The sequence below is a fragment of the Marinobacter lacisalsi genome (genome assembly GCF_042651045.1).
GTDB classification, from domain to species: Bacteria; Pseudomonadota; Gammaproteobacteria; order Pseudomonadales; family Oleiphilaceae; genus Marinobacter; species Marinobacter lacisalsi.
The window spans coordinates 1-15698 of record NZ_JBHSDI010000047.1 but is presented as its reverse complement, the minus strand read 5'-3'; the positions used below and the strand labels follow the sequence as shown (position 1 = coordinate 15698).

Below are 15698 nucleotides of genomic sequence, written 5' to 3'. Positions count from 1 at the left end.
GGGGGCGTACCAATATGCAGATCATCTGTATCGATCACTTCCGAATCGCACAGGGTAAAGGCCCGCTCCAGGATGTTTTCCAGCTCGCGGACGTTGCCGGGGAAAGCATAGTCCGCCAGATAGGTCAGGGCGCCCTTGCTCAGCCGGGCCGGCGGGCACTCATATTCCCGGGCGATGCGTTCGAGGATGTGAGTGGACAGTAGCGGAATATCATCCGGCCGGTCCCGCAGCGGCGGTACAGCCAGTTCAATCACGTTGATACGGTAGAACAGGTCCTGGCGAAAGCTGCCGTCCTTGACCAGTTCCGGCAGGTTTTTGTGGGTGGCGCTGAGGATGCGGATATCCACGGCCACTTCCCTTGACTCGCCCACTGGGCGTACGGCTTTTTCCTGGATTGCACGCAGCAGTTTCACCTGCATGGCCAGGGGCAGGTCTGCCACCTCATCCAGAAACAGGGTGCCCCCATTTGCGCTGCGGAACAGGCCATCCTTGTTCTCGTTGGCGCCGGTAAAGCTGCCCTTGCGGTGGCCGAAAAATTCGCTTTCCATCAGTTCCGACGGAATGGCACCGCAGTTCACCGCCACAAAGGGCGCGTCGCTTCGGGGACCCTGCATATGAATCATGCGTGCCACCAGCTCCTTGCCACTGCCCGACTCACCGCTGATGAACACTGGCGCCTGGCTCCTCGCCAGTTTCCGGGTCTGGCTGCGCAGGCGCCGGATCTCCCGGGACTCTCCCAGCAGTAGTCCGGGTTCGTCAGCCTGCTGGGTCTCCTGTTGTTCCGGTTCAGACAGTTTCAGTGCGGTCTGTACCAGGTCCCGCAACCGTGGCAGCTCCACCGGTTTCGACACAAAGTCGAAGGCGCCGGCCTTGAGGGCCTCGATAGCCGTATCCATGTTGCCGTAGGCGGTGATCACGGCGACCGGGGTCTCGGGGCTGTGCTCCTGTATCCATGCCACCAGCTCGATACCGTTGCCGTCCGGCAGGTTCATGTCTGTCAGGCACAGATGGGCCGGTTCGGCCTCCAGCAGTTCCCGGGCGGTTGCCAGGTCCGGGGCGGAGCGGGTGGCAATGCCCATGCGGACCAGAGTGATCTCCAGCAGTTCCCGGATATCCGGTTCGTCGTCCACAATCAGCGCAGTATGGGTGGTCATGAGTGGGTGTCCTTGAACGTCATCAAATCAGGCGGCCGGATGGCGCGAAGGTGATACGGAAGCAGCAGCCCGGTCTGTCCTGCTTCAGCAGTGCCAGGTGCGCCTGGTTGGTTTCACACAATTCCCGGGCCAGGTACAGACCCAGGCCCGTGCCGCTTTTGTCTGTGGTGAAAAAGGGTTCGAATATCGAGGTTCGGTACTCCTCGGAAATACCGGGTCCATAATCCTGAATATCAATATAGGCCCGCTCACCATCCGCCGTGGCGCCGACCCGCAGGGTCAGTCTTGGCGAGCCGGTCTGCTCCTGGCTGTAGCGAAGGCCGTTGTCGCAGAGATTGGTGAGTACCTGCTCAATCTGGCTCCTGTCGAACCGGGCTGAGGGCACCGTTGGCACCGTCTCCAGTTCGATGCTGACTGGTTCCCCATCCTGGCAGCCCCTGGCCTGCTGGTAGTCCTGGGTAAAGTCCTCCAGCCATTGCGGCAGGTCGACGAGTTCGGCGTTAGCCTGGCGCCTTCGGGACAGGTCCAGTACGTTGTCGATAATACCGTTCACTCTTCTGGAGTGACGCTGGATGATGTCCAGCATACGCTGGTCAGGCTCCCCGATATCTCCGGACTCCTGCATGAGCTGGGCCGCATGGCTGATGGCGCCAAGGGGGTTGCGGACCTCGTGGGCAATGCTCGCCGTCAACCGGCCGAGGGATGCCAGCTTCATTTGCTGGGCCTGTTGTGTCACCTTGCTGAGGTCTTCAATGAACACCAGAATCAGGTCACTGTTCTCTTCATCGAGCCGGGTGAAGCTAGCCTGGATCATCGGTGAGGCGGACTGGATCTGGCAGGGCTCCGGTCGTTTGCGCGGATTTTCCTTCCAGGCCGTGAGCCCCTCAAGCAAAGCAATGGGGAGAACCCGGCTGTGGTGGCCCTCGTTTCCGGTCAGTCCGAAAAGCAGCTCTTCTGCGGCCCCATTAGCCAGACGTATGCGACCGTCCTGATCGGTGACCACAATGCCGGTGCGCATGCGCTGGATGATCTGTTCGTTGATCTTTTCCAGTTCGACAATGCTGCGGGCACGATAGTCCGCCAACTCCTCGCTACGCTGCATGCGGCGGGTGACGGACTGCAGTATCAGTGCTGCGCCGAAATACAGTATCCCCAGGGAGCCGGCGCGGACGATGTTATCCACGTTATCGTTCAGGGCCATGACACCCCAACTGGCAACAGCCAGGGAGCATATTGCAGCCAGGGCCGCGTAGAAGATGCCCATGCGGCTCGGAGTCAGTATGTTACCGGCGGCCACGGAAATGATGATCAGGTTCGCCAGGCCATTGGTGATGCCGGAGCTGGTTACCAGGAAAAAGTGAATGGCCAGAATATCGACCAGTACCGAGAACGTAATGTGGCGCTGACCAGGACGGAGCCCCTGCATCAGCAAAAGGCCAATAATGACATTGAGGGCCAGGTAGGCGAGCACGCCGGACTGGTATTGCATTGGCAGGCGCATGGGCTGATCAAGCTGCACCGGATCCACAAATAGCAGGCCGGTCAGCACCAGGCTGATAACGATCCGGTACACGTTGTACACGCGGAAGAGCCGGTGGCTCTGCGCCGGGGCGGCTGGTTGGCGTGTATTTGCGGCCTGGTCTGTGTTTTCCGGTGTTACGTCATTCAATCGGAGGTCTCTTGCGTCGTTGTCGTGGGTTTGGTGACTTTCCCTGTGTCAACGCGGCAGAAATCCGTCCTGCACACCGCTATAATAGCCTTTTCACGGCAACAGGTTACAGGAGCGGAGCATGTCTCAGCAGCCGGCTGCAGATGGATCGGGTCAGGCCACCCGGAAATTCACGGTTGTCATGGCCCAGATGGACTTTCTGGTTGGTGATATTCCTGGCAATACCCGGCTGGTGATTGATGCCGTTCGCAGGGCTGGGCAGGAGCATAACGCAGATCTGGTTGTGTTTCCGGAACTCTGCCTCACCGGGTACCCGCCAGAAGACCTGCTGCTGCGCCCAAGCCTTGACCTGAGGATTAATCAGGCACTGGACGCTCTGTGCCAGGCGAACCTGTCGCCGGCCTGCGTTATCGGGGCGCCCATACGACGTGGTGGGCTGCTTTACAACGCGGCACTGGTTATTGATGGTGGCGAAACGGTGGCCACCTATTTCAAGCAGTTTCCCCCAAACTATCAGGTATTTGACGAAAAACGCTATTTTGCCGGGGGCACCGAAACCTGTGTTGTGGACCTGCGTGGCGTGCCAGTCGGGCTGACGGTTTGCGAGGACCTCTGGAGCGACGGCCCGGTAGAGCGCTCGGCGGCGGCTGGCGCCCGGTTGCTGATCAACCTTAATGCTTCACCTTATGACAGTGGCAAGCAGGCACGCCGTAAGGCCTTGCTGGAGGGCAAGTCCAGGGACAATGCTATCAGCATAGTGTACGCGAACCTGGTTGGCGGCCAGGATGAGCTGGTTTTTGATGGTGGATCTATGGTCTACGACCATTCTGGCGAGCTCGCAATGGAAGCCCCGCAGTTCGGAGAAGGGCTGTATCCGGTGGAGTTCCTCTATGATTACCATTGCCAGCCTGTATCCCAACCGCCATTGCCGCAGCCTTCACTGGAGGAGAACGTCTACAAGGCCCTGATTCTGGGGGTACGGGACTACGTCAACAAGAATGGTTTCCGCTCGGTGGTGATGGGCCTGTCCGGGGGCATTGACTCGGCGGTAACCCTGGCGGTGGCCGTGGATGCCTTGGGTGCGGATCGGGTCCATGCGGTGATGATGCCGTTTCGCTACACCTCCTCCATGAGCCTGGAGGACGCCGAAGCCCAGGCGAAAGCCCTCGGAGTTCGCTACGATGTGTTCTCCATCGAACCCATGTATGACACCTTCATGTCGGCACTGGCGAACCCCTTCCAGGGAACCTCTCCCGATACCACCGAGGAAAACCTGCAGGCACGGTTGCGCGGTGTACTACTGATGTCCCTGTCCAACAAGTTTGGCTCGCTGGTGCTCACCACGGGCAACAAGAGTGAGCTGGCGGTTGGTTATTCCACACTCTACGGTGACATGGCCGGTGGTTTTGATGCGCTCAAGGATGTGCCCAAGACTATGGTTTTCCGGCTGGCGCGGTATCGCAACACCCTCAGCCCCGTCATACCAGAGCGGGTGATTACACGACCGCCATCGGCCGAACTGGCACCGGACCAGAAGGACGAGGACAGCCTGCCGGGCTACGATGTCCTGGACCAGATCCTTAACCTGTATGTCGAGCGGGATTTCAGCGCTGAGGCGATTGTGGCCGAAGGCTTCGAGCGTGCCGATGTGGACCGTGCCGTCCGATTGGTGGACCTCAACGAATACAAGCGCCGGCAGTCGCCGATCGGGGTAAGGATTTCCGAAAGGGGGTTCGGCAAGGATCGCCGCTATCCCATTACCAATGGCTGGAAACCCGGCTACTGAGGGGAACGGTTGTCGGGGCTGAGGTGTTGATCAGCCCCGAACAGGCTCAATTACCCAGCAGGCCGAAGGTCACCACGTTCAGAAGCGAGCGATTCTCCGGGGTCAGGTCCCGGCCCTGGAACGTCATGTTGCGGCCGAATGCCTCGCTCTCCGGATAGTTGACGGCCAACAGACGAATGGCATCGCTGGCGGCGTCGTCAAGTTTCAGGGCCTGATAGGTTTCTGCCATCAGGATCAGGGCCTCCTCCGTGGAGGGCGATTCAGGATAGTTCTCCACCACATAGCGGGCCCGGTTGTTGGCCGCAAGGTAGGCCTGGCGACGGATATAGTAGCGGGCCGCGTGGAGTTCCAGTTCCGCCAGGCGGTTGCGGATTGCGATCATGCGCTGGCGTGCGTCAGGGGCATAGTCACTGTCCGGGTAGCGGTTCAGCAGTTCCGAGAAATCCTGGAAGGCCCTCCTTTGCTCGCCCGGGTCCCGGTCTGTAGGGTCAACGCCGAGATATCGGGTCGCCAAGCCCACATCAAGGTTGTAGGAGGCCAGGCCACGCATATACAGCGCGTAGTCAGCGTATTCACTCTGCGGGTTCAGGCGAAGGAAGCGGTCGGCTGCGCTGCGGGCGCCTTCCAGGTCAAGGTTCTGGTAACGGGCGTAGATCAGGTCAAGCTGGGCCTGTTCGGCGTAGCGGCCAAAGGGATAATAAGTCTCCAGCTGATCCAGGTTGGTTTCGGCCCGGTTGAAGTTGCCGGAGTTCATGGCCTTGCGGGCTTCCTCGTAGTAGGCCTCCTCCGGGAGTACATCCGCTTCTTCCTGAGTGGAGGCGCAGGCGCCCAGAAGGAAGGTGGCGGCCACTAATACACAACGAAAACCTGATCTCATGCCTGAATCCCGTATAATGACGTAAATGCCGGTGGGTTTGTAGCCCATTCGGAATCGGCCATTGTAACGGCCTTGTCCGCTGTTGTGCAGTGGGTTAATGGACATTCACCAGGGGCGACTGAAAAGTCCTTCACAGGTTCTGGCTATAACGCCGGATCTGTCCCCTTCACGGCCCGGGGCCAGTATGACTGAACATTCCCGAATTCGCGCCTCGTTTGAGGTGCCCCACGAACTGTCTGACCGGCGTCTTGATCAGGCGGTATCGGAGTTAATGCCAGAACATTCCCGCTCACGTCTTCAGAGCTGGATAAAGGATGGCCAGCTGATACTCAACGGTCGCCGGTGCAAGCCCCGGGACAAGGTGATGCTCGGGGACCGTATCGAGCTGGATGCCGAGCCGGAAGCCCAGGTGACCTGGCAGGCCCAGTCCATAGAGCTGGATGTGGTTTACGAGGACGATCACCTGTTGGTAATCAACAAGCCGGCTGGCCTGGTGGTCCACCCGGCTGCGGGACATGCTGATGGCACGCTGGTCAACGCGTTGCTGAATTACGCACCGGAAGTGGAAAACCTGCCCCGGGCCGGCATTGTTCACCGCTTGGACAAGGATACCTCCGGCATTATGGTGGTCGCGCGCAGTCTTGTTGCCCATACTTCCCTGGTGGAACAGCTGCAGGAGCGCACCATGGGGCGGGAGTATGAAGCCGTGGTGGTGGGGGAGCTTACCGGAGGGGCGACTGTGGACGCCCCCATTGGCCGCCACCCGCGGGAGCGCAAGAAAATGGCCGTAGTGCCCTCCGGCAAGCCGGCGGTCACCCATTACCGCCTGATCGAGCGGTTCGCCGCCCACACCCACATCCGTTGCAAGCTGGAGAGTGGTCGCACCCACCAGATCCGTGTGCACATGGCCCATGTGCGTCATCCTCTGGTCGGTGATCCGCTCTACGGCGGCCGATTGAGGCTGCCCAAGGGCACCACGGAGGCGCTCAGGGAGGCATTGGCCGGGTTCCATCGTCAGGCGCTCCATGCCCGTAAGCTGACCCTGGAGCATCCGGAAACCGGCGAGATCCTCAGCTGGGAAACGCCGCTGCCGGAGGATTTCGAACACCTGCTGGAAGCCTTGCGCCAGCACGTAAGGGAGCTGGAGAGTCATGAGTTCTGAGTTGCCGGTGATTCACCCCGAATGGTCAGCGCCGTTTCGGGTCCGCGCTCTTTGCACGACCCGTGCAGGGGGCGTCAGTTCGCCACCGTGGGACAGTCTCAATCTGGGGGACCACGTTGGCGATAATCATGGGGACGTGCTGGAGAACCGGCGCCGGCTGGCCCACTGGGCCCATCTGGAACCGGAAGATTTCCACTGGCTGCAGCAGGTCCATGGCGCTGATGTGGCAGTGTTGCCGGCTTCGGAACGTATCGCGGATGGCGCTGTTACTGACCGAAAGGGTGTGGTGTGTGCCATTCTGACGGCGGATTGCCTTCCGGTGTTGCTGTGCAATCGTGAGGGCACGAAAGTCGCAGCGGCCCACGCGGGCTGGCGCGGGCTGGCGGATGGCGTGCTGGAAAACACACTGGCCCATTTCGAGGACCTATCGCAGGTACTCGCCTGGATGGGGCCGGCTATCGGTCCGGATCGTTTCGAAGTGGGCCCGGAAGTCCGTGAGCGATTCCTGGCGTTCAGTCGAAAGCTGGATAGCTGTTTTGCCCTGTCGCCGGAACGTCCAGGCCATTTTCTGGCGGATATTTACGCCCTTGCCCGTTTCCGCCTGCAACAGGCGGGCGTTGCGTCGATTTATGGAGGCGGGAGCTGTACCGTCAGCGAACCGGAGCACTTTTTCTCCTACCGCCGGGATGGTCAGACCGGGCGCATGGCCTCTTGTATCTGGCTGGAGCCCTGACTCTCACCGGCCCTGCAAACTGACGCCTGTCAATTTTCTGACACTTCTTCCGGTGTTCACCTTGAAGTCCCTTCACTTGCCCCTACATTAAATGTCATAGCAATCGTATGTCGTTTGCCGCCCGGAAGTCGGTCAAACGCATAGAGAGACAACCTGGGGACAGCAGATCATGAGAATCGACAAACTCACCAGCCGGTTACAGACCGCCCTTGCAGATGCCCAGTCATTGGCAGTAGGCAAGGACCATAACTTTATCGAGCCGATACACCTGATGCATGCGCTGCTGGATCAGGATGACAGTTCCATCAAACCCCTGCTGAAACAGGCCGGGGCAGAACCCAACCGTGTGCGACAGGCGATCGCCTGGGAAATCGAGAACCTGCCGGAAGTGAAGGGATCAGCCGGCGACGTGTCCATGTCCAATGACATGGGGCGGCTGTTCAATGTGGCGGACAAGCTGGCGCAGAAACGCGGCGATCAGTTCATTTCCAGCGAGCTGATGCTGCTGGCCGCTCTGGAGAATCGCGGAACCCTCGGGCGTGTGCTGAAAGAGCAGGGGGTGACAAAGGAAGGCCTGGAGAAAGCCATTGACGATATCCGGGGCGGTGAAAAGGTCGATGATGCCGGTGCCGAGGAAAATCGTCAGGCATTGTCCAAGTACACCATTGACCTCACGGAGCGTGCCGAGGCCGGCAAGCTGGACCCGGTGATAGGTCGCGACGACGAGATCCGCCGCACTATTCAGGTCCTGCAGCGCCGCCGCAAGAACAACCCGGTATTGATCGGTGAGCCGGGTGTCGGCAAGACCGCCATCGTGGAAGGCCTGGCCCAGCGAATCGTTAACGGCGAGGTGCCCGACGGTCTCAAGGACAAGAAAGTACTCTCCCTGGACATGGGGGCGCTGATTGCCGGGGCCAAGTTCCGGGGTGAATTCGAGGAGCGCCTGAAGGCGTTGCTGAACGAGCTTTCCAAGCAGGAAGGGCAGATCATCCTGTTCATTGATGAAATCCATACCATGGTAGGCGCTGGCAAGGCGGAAGGCTCCATGGACGCCGGCAACATGCTCAAGCCGGCCCTGGCTCGTGGCGAATTGCATTGTGTGGGCGCCACCACCCTGGACGAATACCGTGAAAACATTGAAAAGGACGCTGCGCTGGAGCGCCGCTTCCAGAAGGTGCTGGTCAGCGAGCCCTCCGAGGAAGACACCATTGCCATTCTGCGTGGCCTGAAAGAGCGTTACGAAGTGCACCATGGTGTCGAGGTAACGGACGGTGCCATTATTGCCGCTGCCAAGTTATCCCATCGCTACATTGCCGATCGACAGTTGCCCGACAAGGCCATCGACCTGGTGGACGAGGCGGCCAGCCAGATCCGTATGGAAATGGACTCCAAGCCCGAGCCCCTGGATCGCCTTGAGCGCCGGCTGATCCAGCTGAAGATCGAGCGGGAAGCCCTGAAGAAGGAAAGCGACGCGGCTTCGAAGAAGCGTTTGTCAGAGCTGTCCGACGTGATTACCGGCGTCGAGCGGGAGTATGCCGATCTCGAAGAGGTGTGGAACACCGAAAAAGCGGCGCTGCATGGCTCCCAGAAAATCAAGAGTCAGCTCGAGCAGGCCCGGATTGATCTGGAAAACGCCCGCCGCGCTGGAGATCTGGGCAAGATGTCCGAACTTCAGTACGGCACCATCCCGGAGCTGGAACGCCAGCTGGATATGGCCAGCCAGGCTGAAATGATGGAGATGAAGCTCCTCCGTAACCGCGTCACCGATGAGGAAATTGCCGAGGTGGTCTCCAAGTGGACCGGCATTCCGGTATCCAAGATGCTGGAAGGGGAGCGCGACAAGCTGATGCGCATGGAAGAGGCGCTGCACCATCGGGTAATCGGCCAGGACGAGGCTGTCGAGGCCGTCGCCAATGCCGTGCGCCGCTCCCGCGCCGGTTTGTCCGATCCTCACCGGCCCAATGGTTCCTTCCTGTTTCTTGGGCCCACCGGGGTGGGTAAGACGGAGTTGTGTAAGTCCCTGGCGGCTTTCCTGTTCGATACCGAGGAGGCGATGGTCCGCATCGATATGTCGGAGTTCATGGAGAAACACTCTGTGGCCCGCCTGATTGGCGCACCTCCAGGCTATGTCGGTTACGAGGAGGGGGGCTACCTCACCGAGGCGGTACGTCGTCGGCCATACTCTGTGCTGTTGTTGGACGAAGTTGAAAAGGCCCACCCGGATGTCTTCAATATCCTCCTGCAGGTGCTGGAAGACGGGCGCCTGACGGACGGTCAGGGGCGCACTGTGGACTTCCGCAATACCGTCATTGTCATGACCTCCAACCTGGGGTCAGACATCATCCAGCAGAAGGCCGGGGAGGAGAACTACGAATCCATGAAGAATGCCGTCATGGAAGTCGTGGGCACTCACTTCCGCCCGGAGTTTATCAACCGGGTTGACGAGGTGGTGGTATTCCATCCGCTGGCGGAAGGCCAGATCCGGGGTATCGCCAGTATTCAGATCGAGTCTCTCAGCAAACGTCTGAGGGATCAGGATATGCGCCTGGAGCTGGATGATGCTGCCCTGGATTTGCTGGCGGAAGTGGGCTACGACCCGGTCTACGGGGCGCGGCCACTCAAGCGGGCTATACAGCGGATGATCGAAAATCCACTGTCACAACAGTTGCTGAAGGGGGAGTTTGTCTCCGGCGACCTTATCAGGGCAACCGTAGAAGATCACCAACTGGTGTTCAACAAGGCCTGACCGCGGGCTTTGGCCAAAAAAACGGGAACCCGCGGGTTCCCGTTTTTCGTTTGGTGCTGAGCCGGTTGTGCTTCTCAGGAGGCAGGCTCGCCACAGCTCTCTTCGACAATCTGTTCGAACTCCTGTTTTTTCTCGGCGATTTCCTCAGGGCTCAGGTAGCGCTGCTCGCCATCTTCCGTAACCCGGATGCGGGCATTGCTGTTGATTGCCTCAAGATTGGCCTGGGCCGTCTGGCACCTGGCTTCCCGCTGCTTGCGACGGGCTTCCTCCACGGCTGTTTCATTCTCCCGGCGCTTCTGCTCGGCCTGGTTTTGCTCCAGGGCCTCGATCTGCTCCTGGGCTGATTGGCGTTCGCCGTCGCCACTGGGCTTGCCGGTTTTCACGCTGACCCGTTCCGACGAGCGGCCCATTGGTTCCCGGTCGCCAAAGTGCACCACGCCGTTTTCGTCCGTCCAACGATAGACCGACTCAGCCGAAGCGAGGGCGGGGAGCGTCAGGGCAATCAGGGCCAGTAATATCAGGCGTTGGATCATAACCGCAAAATCCTTCAAAGATTGACTAGTGGGCAGTTGGGGCTCCCGTCAACTGAGGCGGGACCTGCCACTGCTGACCATTTCACGATAATCATGCCATGGCTGGTCGAGGTTTTCCTGTGTCGCGCCTAAATCTGTGAACCAGGAAGCAGCATGCACATACTGCAGCGGCCGTCGACACAGCTCAGTTTCGTCATTATCAGGGCTGGATTCACCGGAATGCGTTTGATAATGGTGACTGGAACCCGGTTTCTATTGACAGAATCTTTCCCGCTGTCAAAATTACAGATTGCCTGAAAGCAGGGGTCAATACGGCAGGCAATCCCGAGCAGTAACCCCCGTTATATACCACACTGTGCTTTCTGTACCCCCGGGGTACAGACGGTTGCTTTTTGCTGTCGGCAAAATGCCCAGCAGGATGGCAACCCGTTGACTGGCCCGGTTCCGGGACCCTCAGGAGCCGGGCTGTCCAGGAGACAACCTCTGTCAGAAACGGTGTGGAGGAACGCCCATGCCGGCCTCCAAAAGAGGTCGAGGCACAGGGCATCCAGGCAATTCGGGACGATTCCCGTAACATTCACTCGTTTATAGAGGGTACATCACGTGGAGTTATTGTCTGGTGCCGATATGCTCATCCGCTCCTTGCAGGATGAGGGTATAGAGTACGTTTATGGCTACCCCGGTGGTGCAGCGCTTCATATTTATGATGCGCTGTTCAGGCAGGACAAAGTCAAGCATATCCTGGTGCGCCACGAGCAGGCGGCGGTCCACATGGCCGACGGCTACGCCCGTGCCAGCGGGAAACCAGGTACCGTACTGGTGACCTCGGGTCCTGGAGCCACCAACACCATTACCGGTATTGCCACCGCCTTCATGGATTCCATCCCCATGGTGGTGTTGTGCGGTCAGGTGGCATCTACCCTGATCGGCGAGGATGCCTTTCAGGAAACTGACATGATTGGCGTATCCCGCCCGGTCGTGAAGCACAACCTTTCCGTGCGTCATCCGGAAGAAATCCCGGAAATCATCCGCAAGGCCTACTATATTGCCTCCTCCGGTCGCCCGGGGCCGGTTGTGGTGGATATCCCCAAGGATATGACCACCCCCAATGAGCGCTACGAGTATGTCTTCCCGAAGAAGGTCAAGCTGCGGTCCTATAATCCCGCGGTTCGTGGTCATACCGGCCAGATCCGCAAGGCAGTGGACATGTTGCTGTCAGCCAAACGGCCGATCATCTACGCTGGTGGCGGGGTCATCCTTGGCAAGGCGACCGAGCAGCTGACGGAGCTGACCCGCATGCTGGGCTTTCCGATCACCAACACCCTGATGGGCATTGGTGGTTACCCGGCATCGGACAAGCAGAGCCTGGGTTGGCTGGGTATGCATGGCACCTATGAATCCAACATGGCTATGCACCACTCGGATCTGATTCTGGCGATTGGTGCCCGTTTCGACGATCGTGTCACCAATGCCACCGAAAAGTTCTGTCCCGGTGCCCGCATTATCCATATCGACATTGATCCCGCGTCCATATCCAAGACAGTGGAGGCGGATGTCCCGATCGTTGGTCCGGTGGACTCGGTGCTGCGGGAAATGATCGGCATGGTCAGGGAGTCAGAGCAAAAGCCGGATGACGGCGCCCTGTCGGCCTGGTGGAAACAGATTGATGACTGGCGGGCTTTCCACGGCATGCGCTATGAAACCAGCGATGACGTGATCAAGCCCCAGGAAGTCATTGAAATGCTGCACAGGCTGACTAACGGTGAGGCTTACGTGACCACCGACGTCGGTCAGCATCAGATGTTCGCGGCCCAGTACTACAAGTTCGACAAGCCCAACCGATGGATCAACTCCGGGGGTCTGGGCACCATGGGCTTCGGTTTGCCGGCAGCCATGGGCGTCAAGCTCAACTATCCGGACGACGAAGTGCTGTGCATTACCGGCGAGGGCAGTATCCAGATGAACATCCAGGAGCTGTCCACCTGCACGCAGTACAACCTGCCGGTGAAAATCATCAACCTGAACAACCAGGCGCTGGGCATGGTCAAGCAGTGGCAGGACATGAACTATGAATCTCGTCATGCCGAGTCCTACATGGGGTCACTGCCGGACTTCATCAAACTGGCAGAGGCCTATGGCCACGTCGGCATGCGGATCGACAGGAAGGAAGATCTGGAGTCGAAGCTGAAGGAGGCGCTGGCCATGAAAGATCGGCTGGTATTCGTGGATATCCAGGTTGACCGTTTCGAGCACGTCTATCCCATGCAGGTGGCCCGTGGCGCCATGAAAGATATGTGGCTCAGCAAGACGGAGAGGGTGTGATCATGCGTCGAATCATTTCTGTGTTGCTGGAAAACGAGCCGGGCGCACTGTCCCGGGTAGTCGGGCTGTTCTCCCAGCGTAACTACAACATCGAGACGCTCACCGTGGCACCGACAGAAGACGAGACACTGTCCCGTCTGACGGTGACAACAACCGGTTCCGACAAGGTCATCGAGCAGATCACCAAGCAGCTCAACAAGCTCATCGAGGTGGTCAAGCTGGTGGATCTGACCGAGGGCGCCCATATCGAGCGTGAGCTGATGCTGGTCAAGCTCAAGGCCAATGGAGCGCAAAGGGCCGAGATCAAACGAACCGTTGATATTTTTCGCGGGCAGATCGTGGATGTCACCAGCACCGTGTACACGGTCCAGCTGGCGGGCAACAGCGATAAGCTGGACGCCTTTATCCAGGCGGTGGGCACCACAGGCGTTCTGGAAGTGGTGCGTTCAGGTGTGTCTGGCATTGCGCGTGGCGAAAAGGTTCTCAGTCTCTGAGAGATTCCGGATTTTTCACTGAAGGCCCCGGGAACGGGGTCAACATAAGACAGAGGTTAATATGCAGGTTTATTACGATAAGGATTGCGATCTTTCCATCATCCAGGGCAAGAAAGTTGCCATTCTCGGTTTTGGTTCCCAGGGGCACGCCCATGCGTGCAACCTGAAGGAATCCGGTGTCGACGTAACGGTGGGTCTGCGTCCTGGTTCGTCTTCCATTCCCAAGGCCGAAGCCTATGGGCTGAAGACCGCTGACGTGCCGACCGCCGTGGCGGCAGCGGACGTGGTTATGGTCCTGACCCCGGATGAGTATCAGGCGGAGCTGTATCAGAGCCAGATCGAGCCCAACCTGAAGGAAGGTGCCACCCTGGCGTTTGCCCACGGTTTTGCTATCCACTACAACCAGATCGTTCCCCGCAAGGACCTCGACGTGATCATGGTCGCCCCCAAGGCGCCGGGCCACACTGTGCGCACCGAATTCGAGCGTGGCGGCGGTATTCCTGATCTGATCGCCATCTTCCAGGACGCGTCCGGCAACGCCAAGAACCTGTCCCTGTCATACGCCAGCGGCATTGGCGGTGGCCGTACCGGCATCATCGAAACCACCTTCAAGGATGAAACTGAAACCGACCTGTTCGGCGAGCAGGCTGTTCTGTGTGGCGGTACCGTAGAGCTGGTCAAGGCGGCGTTCGAAACCCTGACTGAAGCCGGTTATGAGCCTGAAATGGCCTACTTCGAGTGTCTGCACGAGCTGAAGCTGATTGTTGACCTGATGTACGAAGGCGGCATCGCCAACATGAACTACTCCATCTCCAATAACGCGGAGTATGGCGAGTACGTGACCGGCCCGGAAGTGATCAACGATCAGTCCCGTGAAGCCATGCGTAATGCCCTGAAGCGCATTCAGAGCGGTGAATACGCGAAGATGTTCATTTCTGAAGGCGCGCTGAACTACCCGTCCATGACGGCCCGCCGCCGCCAGAACGCCGAGCATCCCATTGAAGTCGTTGGCGAGAAACTGCGGTCCATGATGCCGTGGATCTCTGCCAACAAGATTGTAGACAAGGACAAGAACTGATTCCCGTCGGAACCAACTCTTACCTTGAAAGCGCGGCCCGAGGGCCGCGTTTTTTATTTCGGGTTCATCACTATTTTTCCCCGCTTGCCACAGAGGGTTATACTGAATAATTCACCCATGACGGAATTGGATTCATGAGCGACGCAGAGAAAAATGCCAAAGCCCCGGAAAGCGAGAACGAGCTTCGGCCGGGTGAAGTGGAAGAAGAAGAGGTAGTGGGGGGTAATCGTGTCCGTCGTCGTGGCGTCTACCTGCTGCCCAACCTGCTGACGACCGCCTCGCTGTTCTCTGGCTTTTACGCCATTGTCTCGGCCGCGAACGGAATGTTCGCCAATGCTGCCATTGCCATCTTCGTGTCCATGGTGCTCGATGGCCTCGACGGCCGTGTTGCGCGCATGACCAACACCCAGAGCAAGTTCGGTGAGGAGTACGACAGCCTTGCCGACATGGTGGCCTTCGGTGTAGCGCCGGGGCTTGTGGCCTTTTTCTGGTCCCTGAACAGTCTGGGGCAGGCCGGCTGGGCCATTACGTTTATCTATGTTGCCGGCTCTGCCCTGCGATTGGCACGGTTCAATACGCAGATCGGGTCCGTGGACAAGAAGTACTTTGTTGGCTTGCCGAGCCCGTCAGCCGCTGCCGTTGTGGCAGGACTTGTCTGGTGCTTCCACGAGTATGATCCGTCAAGCTGGCTGACCGCCCTTACCATTATTATAGTCGCCGGCTCCGGCGTCCTTATGGTCTCGAATATTCTGTACAACAGCTTCAAGGACCTGGATATGAAGGGCAGGGTGCCATTTGCCGCTATTTTGCTGGTGGTGCTGGTGTTTGTGGTTATTGCCCTGGACCCGGGCCCGGTGCTGTTTACCGCATTCCTGGTTTACGCGCTGTCCGGCCCGGTTCGTTCACTGTTCCGTCAGGGGCGCAAGCAGGCAGCGGGTAGCTGACAGGACCGTGAAGTTGTTCATGAATGCAGCAGGTTGTTCGATAAGTGTCCGGGAGCATAGTGGGAACCCGAAGCTTTTATAAAAAAGTTCATATTGGTCGTTGACAGAAAACGCCAGCGCTGTAGAATGCGCCCCACTTCGACAGGGAACGCCGGCAACGGCGACCCGGGATGACGAAGTAAGCGGTTGTTAGGGTTGAG

General features: G+C 58.9%; 13 protein-coding genes. 8 read left to right on the top strand and 5 right to left on the bottom strand.

What is annotated here, in order from left to right; genetic code table 11:
- Together ACFOZ5_RS13765 and ACFOZ5_RS13760 are read right to left on the bottom strand one after the other, a co-directional pair.
- On the bottom strand, positions 1-1154 hold a 1154-nt coding region (locus tag ACFOZ5_RS13765), incomplete at its 3' end, for a sigma-54-dependent transcriptional regulator (protein WP_379888253.1).
- A 22-nt stretch (positions 1155-1176) separates the two neighbouring features.
- Positions 1177-2823, bottom strand: coding sequence for a sensor histidine kinase (locus ACFOZ5_RS13760; RefSeq protein ID WP_379888251.1), 1647 nt, complete (start codon positions 2821-2823; stop codon positions 1177-1179).
- 121 nt (positions 2824-2944) lie between these two features.
- On the opposite strand from ACFOZ5_RS13760, the gene ACFOZ5_RS13755 reads away from it, so the two are divergent.
- The gene (locus tag ACFOZ5_RS13755) at positions 2945-4609 is read left to right on the top strand and encodes an NAD+ synthase (RefSeq protein WP_379888249.1); all 1665 of its coding nucleotides are present in this window, start codon (positions 2945-2947) and stop codon (positions 4607-4609) included.
- Between the two features lie 46 nt (positions 4610-4655).
- On the opposite strand, the gene ACFOZ5_RS13750 is transcribed toward ACFOZ5_RS13755, so the two are convergent.
- A complete protein-coding gene (locus ACFOZ5_RS13750) occupies positions 4656-5486 on the bottom strand; it encodes an outer membrane protein assembly factor BamD (RefSeq protein ID WP_379888247.1) in 831 nt (276 codons plus the stop codon).
- A gap of 184 nt (positions 5487-5670) precedes the next feature.
- On the opposite strand from ACFOZ5_RS13750, the gene rluD reads away from it, so the two are divergent.
- The 3 genes from rluD to clpB all read left to right on the top strand — a co-directional run bounded on the left by rluD (position 5671) and on the right by clpB (position 10127).
- Entirely contained in the window at positions 5671-6648 is a 978-nt protein-coding gene (gene rluD / locus ACFOZ5_RS13745) for a 23S rRNA pseudouridine(1911/1915/1917) synthase RluD (protein WP_379888245.1), read from the top strand.
- Positions 6638-7381, top strand: a complete 744-nt coding sequence (gene pgeF / locus ACFOZ5_RS13740) for a peptidoglycan editing factor PgeF (RefSeq protein ID WP_379888243.1) — start codon at positions 6638-6640, stop codon at positions 7379-7381. Before rluD ends, pgeF begins: the two co-directional genes overlap by 11 nt.
- A 169-nt stretch (positions 7382-7550) precedes the next feature.
- A complete protein-coding gene (gene clpB / locus ACFOZ5_RS13735) occupies positions 7551-10127 on the top strand; it encodes an ATP-dependent chaperone ClpB (protein ID WP_379888240.1) in 2577 nt (858 codons plus the stop codon).
- A 74-nt stretch (positions 10128-10201) separates the two neighbouring features.
- On the opposite strand, the gene ACFOZ5_RS13730 is transcribed toward clpB, so the two are convergent.
- Entirely contained in the window at positions 10202-10660 is a 459-nt protein-coding gene (locus tag ACFOZ5_RS13730) for a DUF4124 domain-containing protein (RefSeq protein WP_379888238.1), read from the bottom strand.
- 603 nt (positions 10661-11263) lie between these two features.
- Here ACFOZ5_RS13730 and ACFOZ5_RS13725 point away from each other — a divergent pair.
- The 4 genes from ACFOZ5_RS13725 to pssA all read left to right on the top strand — a co-directional run bounded on the left by ACFOZ5_RS13725 (position 11264) and on the right by pssA (position 15498).
- Complete coding sequence (locus ACFOZ5_RS13725; RefSeq protein ID WP_379888236.1) at positions 11264-12982, top strand: acetolactate synthase 3 large subunit; 1719 nt, start codon at positions 11264-11266, stop codon at positions 12980-12982.
- Positions 12983-12984: 2 nt separating this feature from the next.
- The gene (gene ilvN, locus ACFOZ5_RS13720; RefSeq protein WP_379888234.1) at positions 12985-13476 is read left to right on the top strand and encodes an acetolactate synthase small subunit; all 492 of its coding nucleotides are present in this window, start codon (positions 12985-12987) and stop codon (positions 13474-13476) included.
- A 61-nt stretch (positions 13477-13537) separates the two neighbouring features.
- Positions 13538-14554 carry a ketol-acid reductoisomerase gene (gene ilvC, locus ACFOZ5_RS13715; protein WP_379888232.1) on the top strand — a complete coding sequence of 339 codons (1017 nt, stop codon included), beginning with the start codon at positions 13538-13540 and terminating at the stop codon, positions 14552-14554.
- Positions 14555-14688: 134 nt separating this feature from the next.
- Positions 14689-15498: a CDP-diacylglycerol--serine O-phosphatidyltransferase gene (pssA, locus tag ACFOZ5_RS13710; RefSeq protein ID WP_379888230.1), complete on the top strand. Its 810-nt coding sequence runs from the start codon at positions 14689-14691 to the stop codon at positions 15496-15498.
- Positions 15499-15515: 17 nt separating this feature from the next.
- Here the strand turns inward: pssA and ACFOZ5_RS13705 are convergent.
- Positions 15516-15698 (bottom strand): hypothetical protein (locus ACFOZ5_RS13705; protein ID WP_379888228.1); only part of this gene is annotated, 183 nt, incomplete at its 5' end.

Coding starts and splice junctions, on each gene's coding strand:
- rluD (WP_379888245.1), top strand. CDS start 5,671: ATGACTGAACATTCCCGAATTCGCGCCTCGTTTGAGGTGCCCCACGAA.
- ilvN (WP_379888234.1), top strand. CDS start 12,985: ATGCGTCGAATCATTTCTGTGTTGCTGGAAAACGAGCCGGGCGCACTG.
- ACFOZ5_RS13750 (WP_379888247.1), bottom strand. CDS start 5,486: ATGAGATCAGGTTTTCGTTGTGTATTAGTGGCCGCCACCTTCCTTCTG.
- ACFOZ5_RS13755 (WP_379888249.1), top strand. CDS start 2,945: ATGTCTCAGCAGCCGGCTGCAGATGGATCGGGTCAGGCCACCCGGAAA.
- clpB (WP_379888240.1), top strand. CDS start 7,551: ATGAGAATCGACAAACTCACCAGCCGGTTACAGACCGCCCTTGCAGAT.
- ilvC (WP_379888232.1), top strand. CDS start 13,538: ATGCAGGTTTATTACGATAAGGATTGCGATCTTTCCATCATCCAGGGC.
- ACFOZ5_RS13730 (WP_379888238.1), bottom strand. CDS start 10,660: ATGATCCAACGCCTGATATTACTGGCCCTGATTGCCCTGACGCTCCCC.
- pssA (WP_379888230.1), top strand. CDS start 14,689: ATGAGCGACGCAGAGAAAAATGCCAAAGCCCCGGAAAGCGAGAACGAG.
- pgeF (WP_379888243.1), top strand. CDS start 6,638: ATGAGTTCTGAGTTGCCGGTGATTCACCCCGAATGGTCAGCGCCGTTT.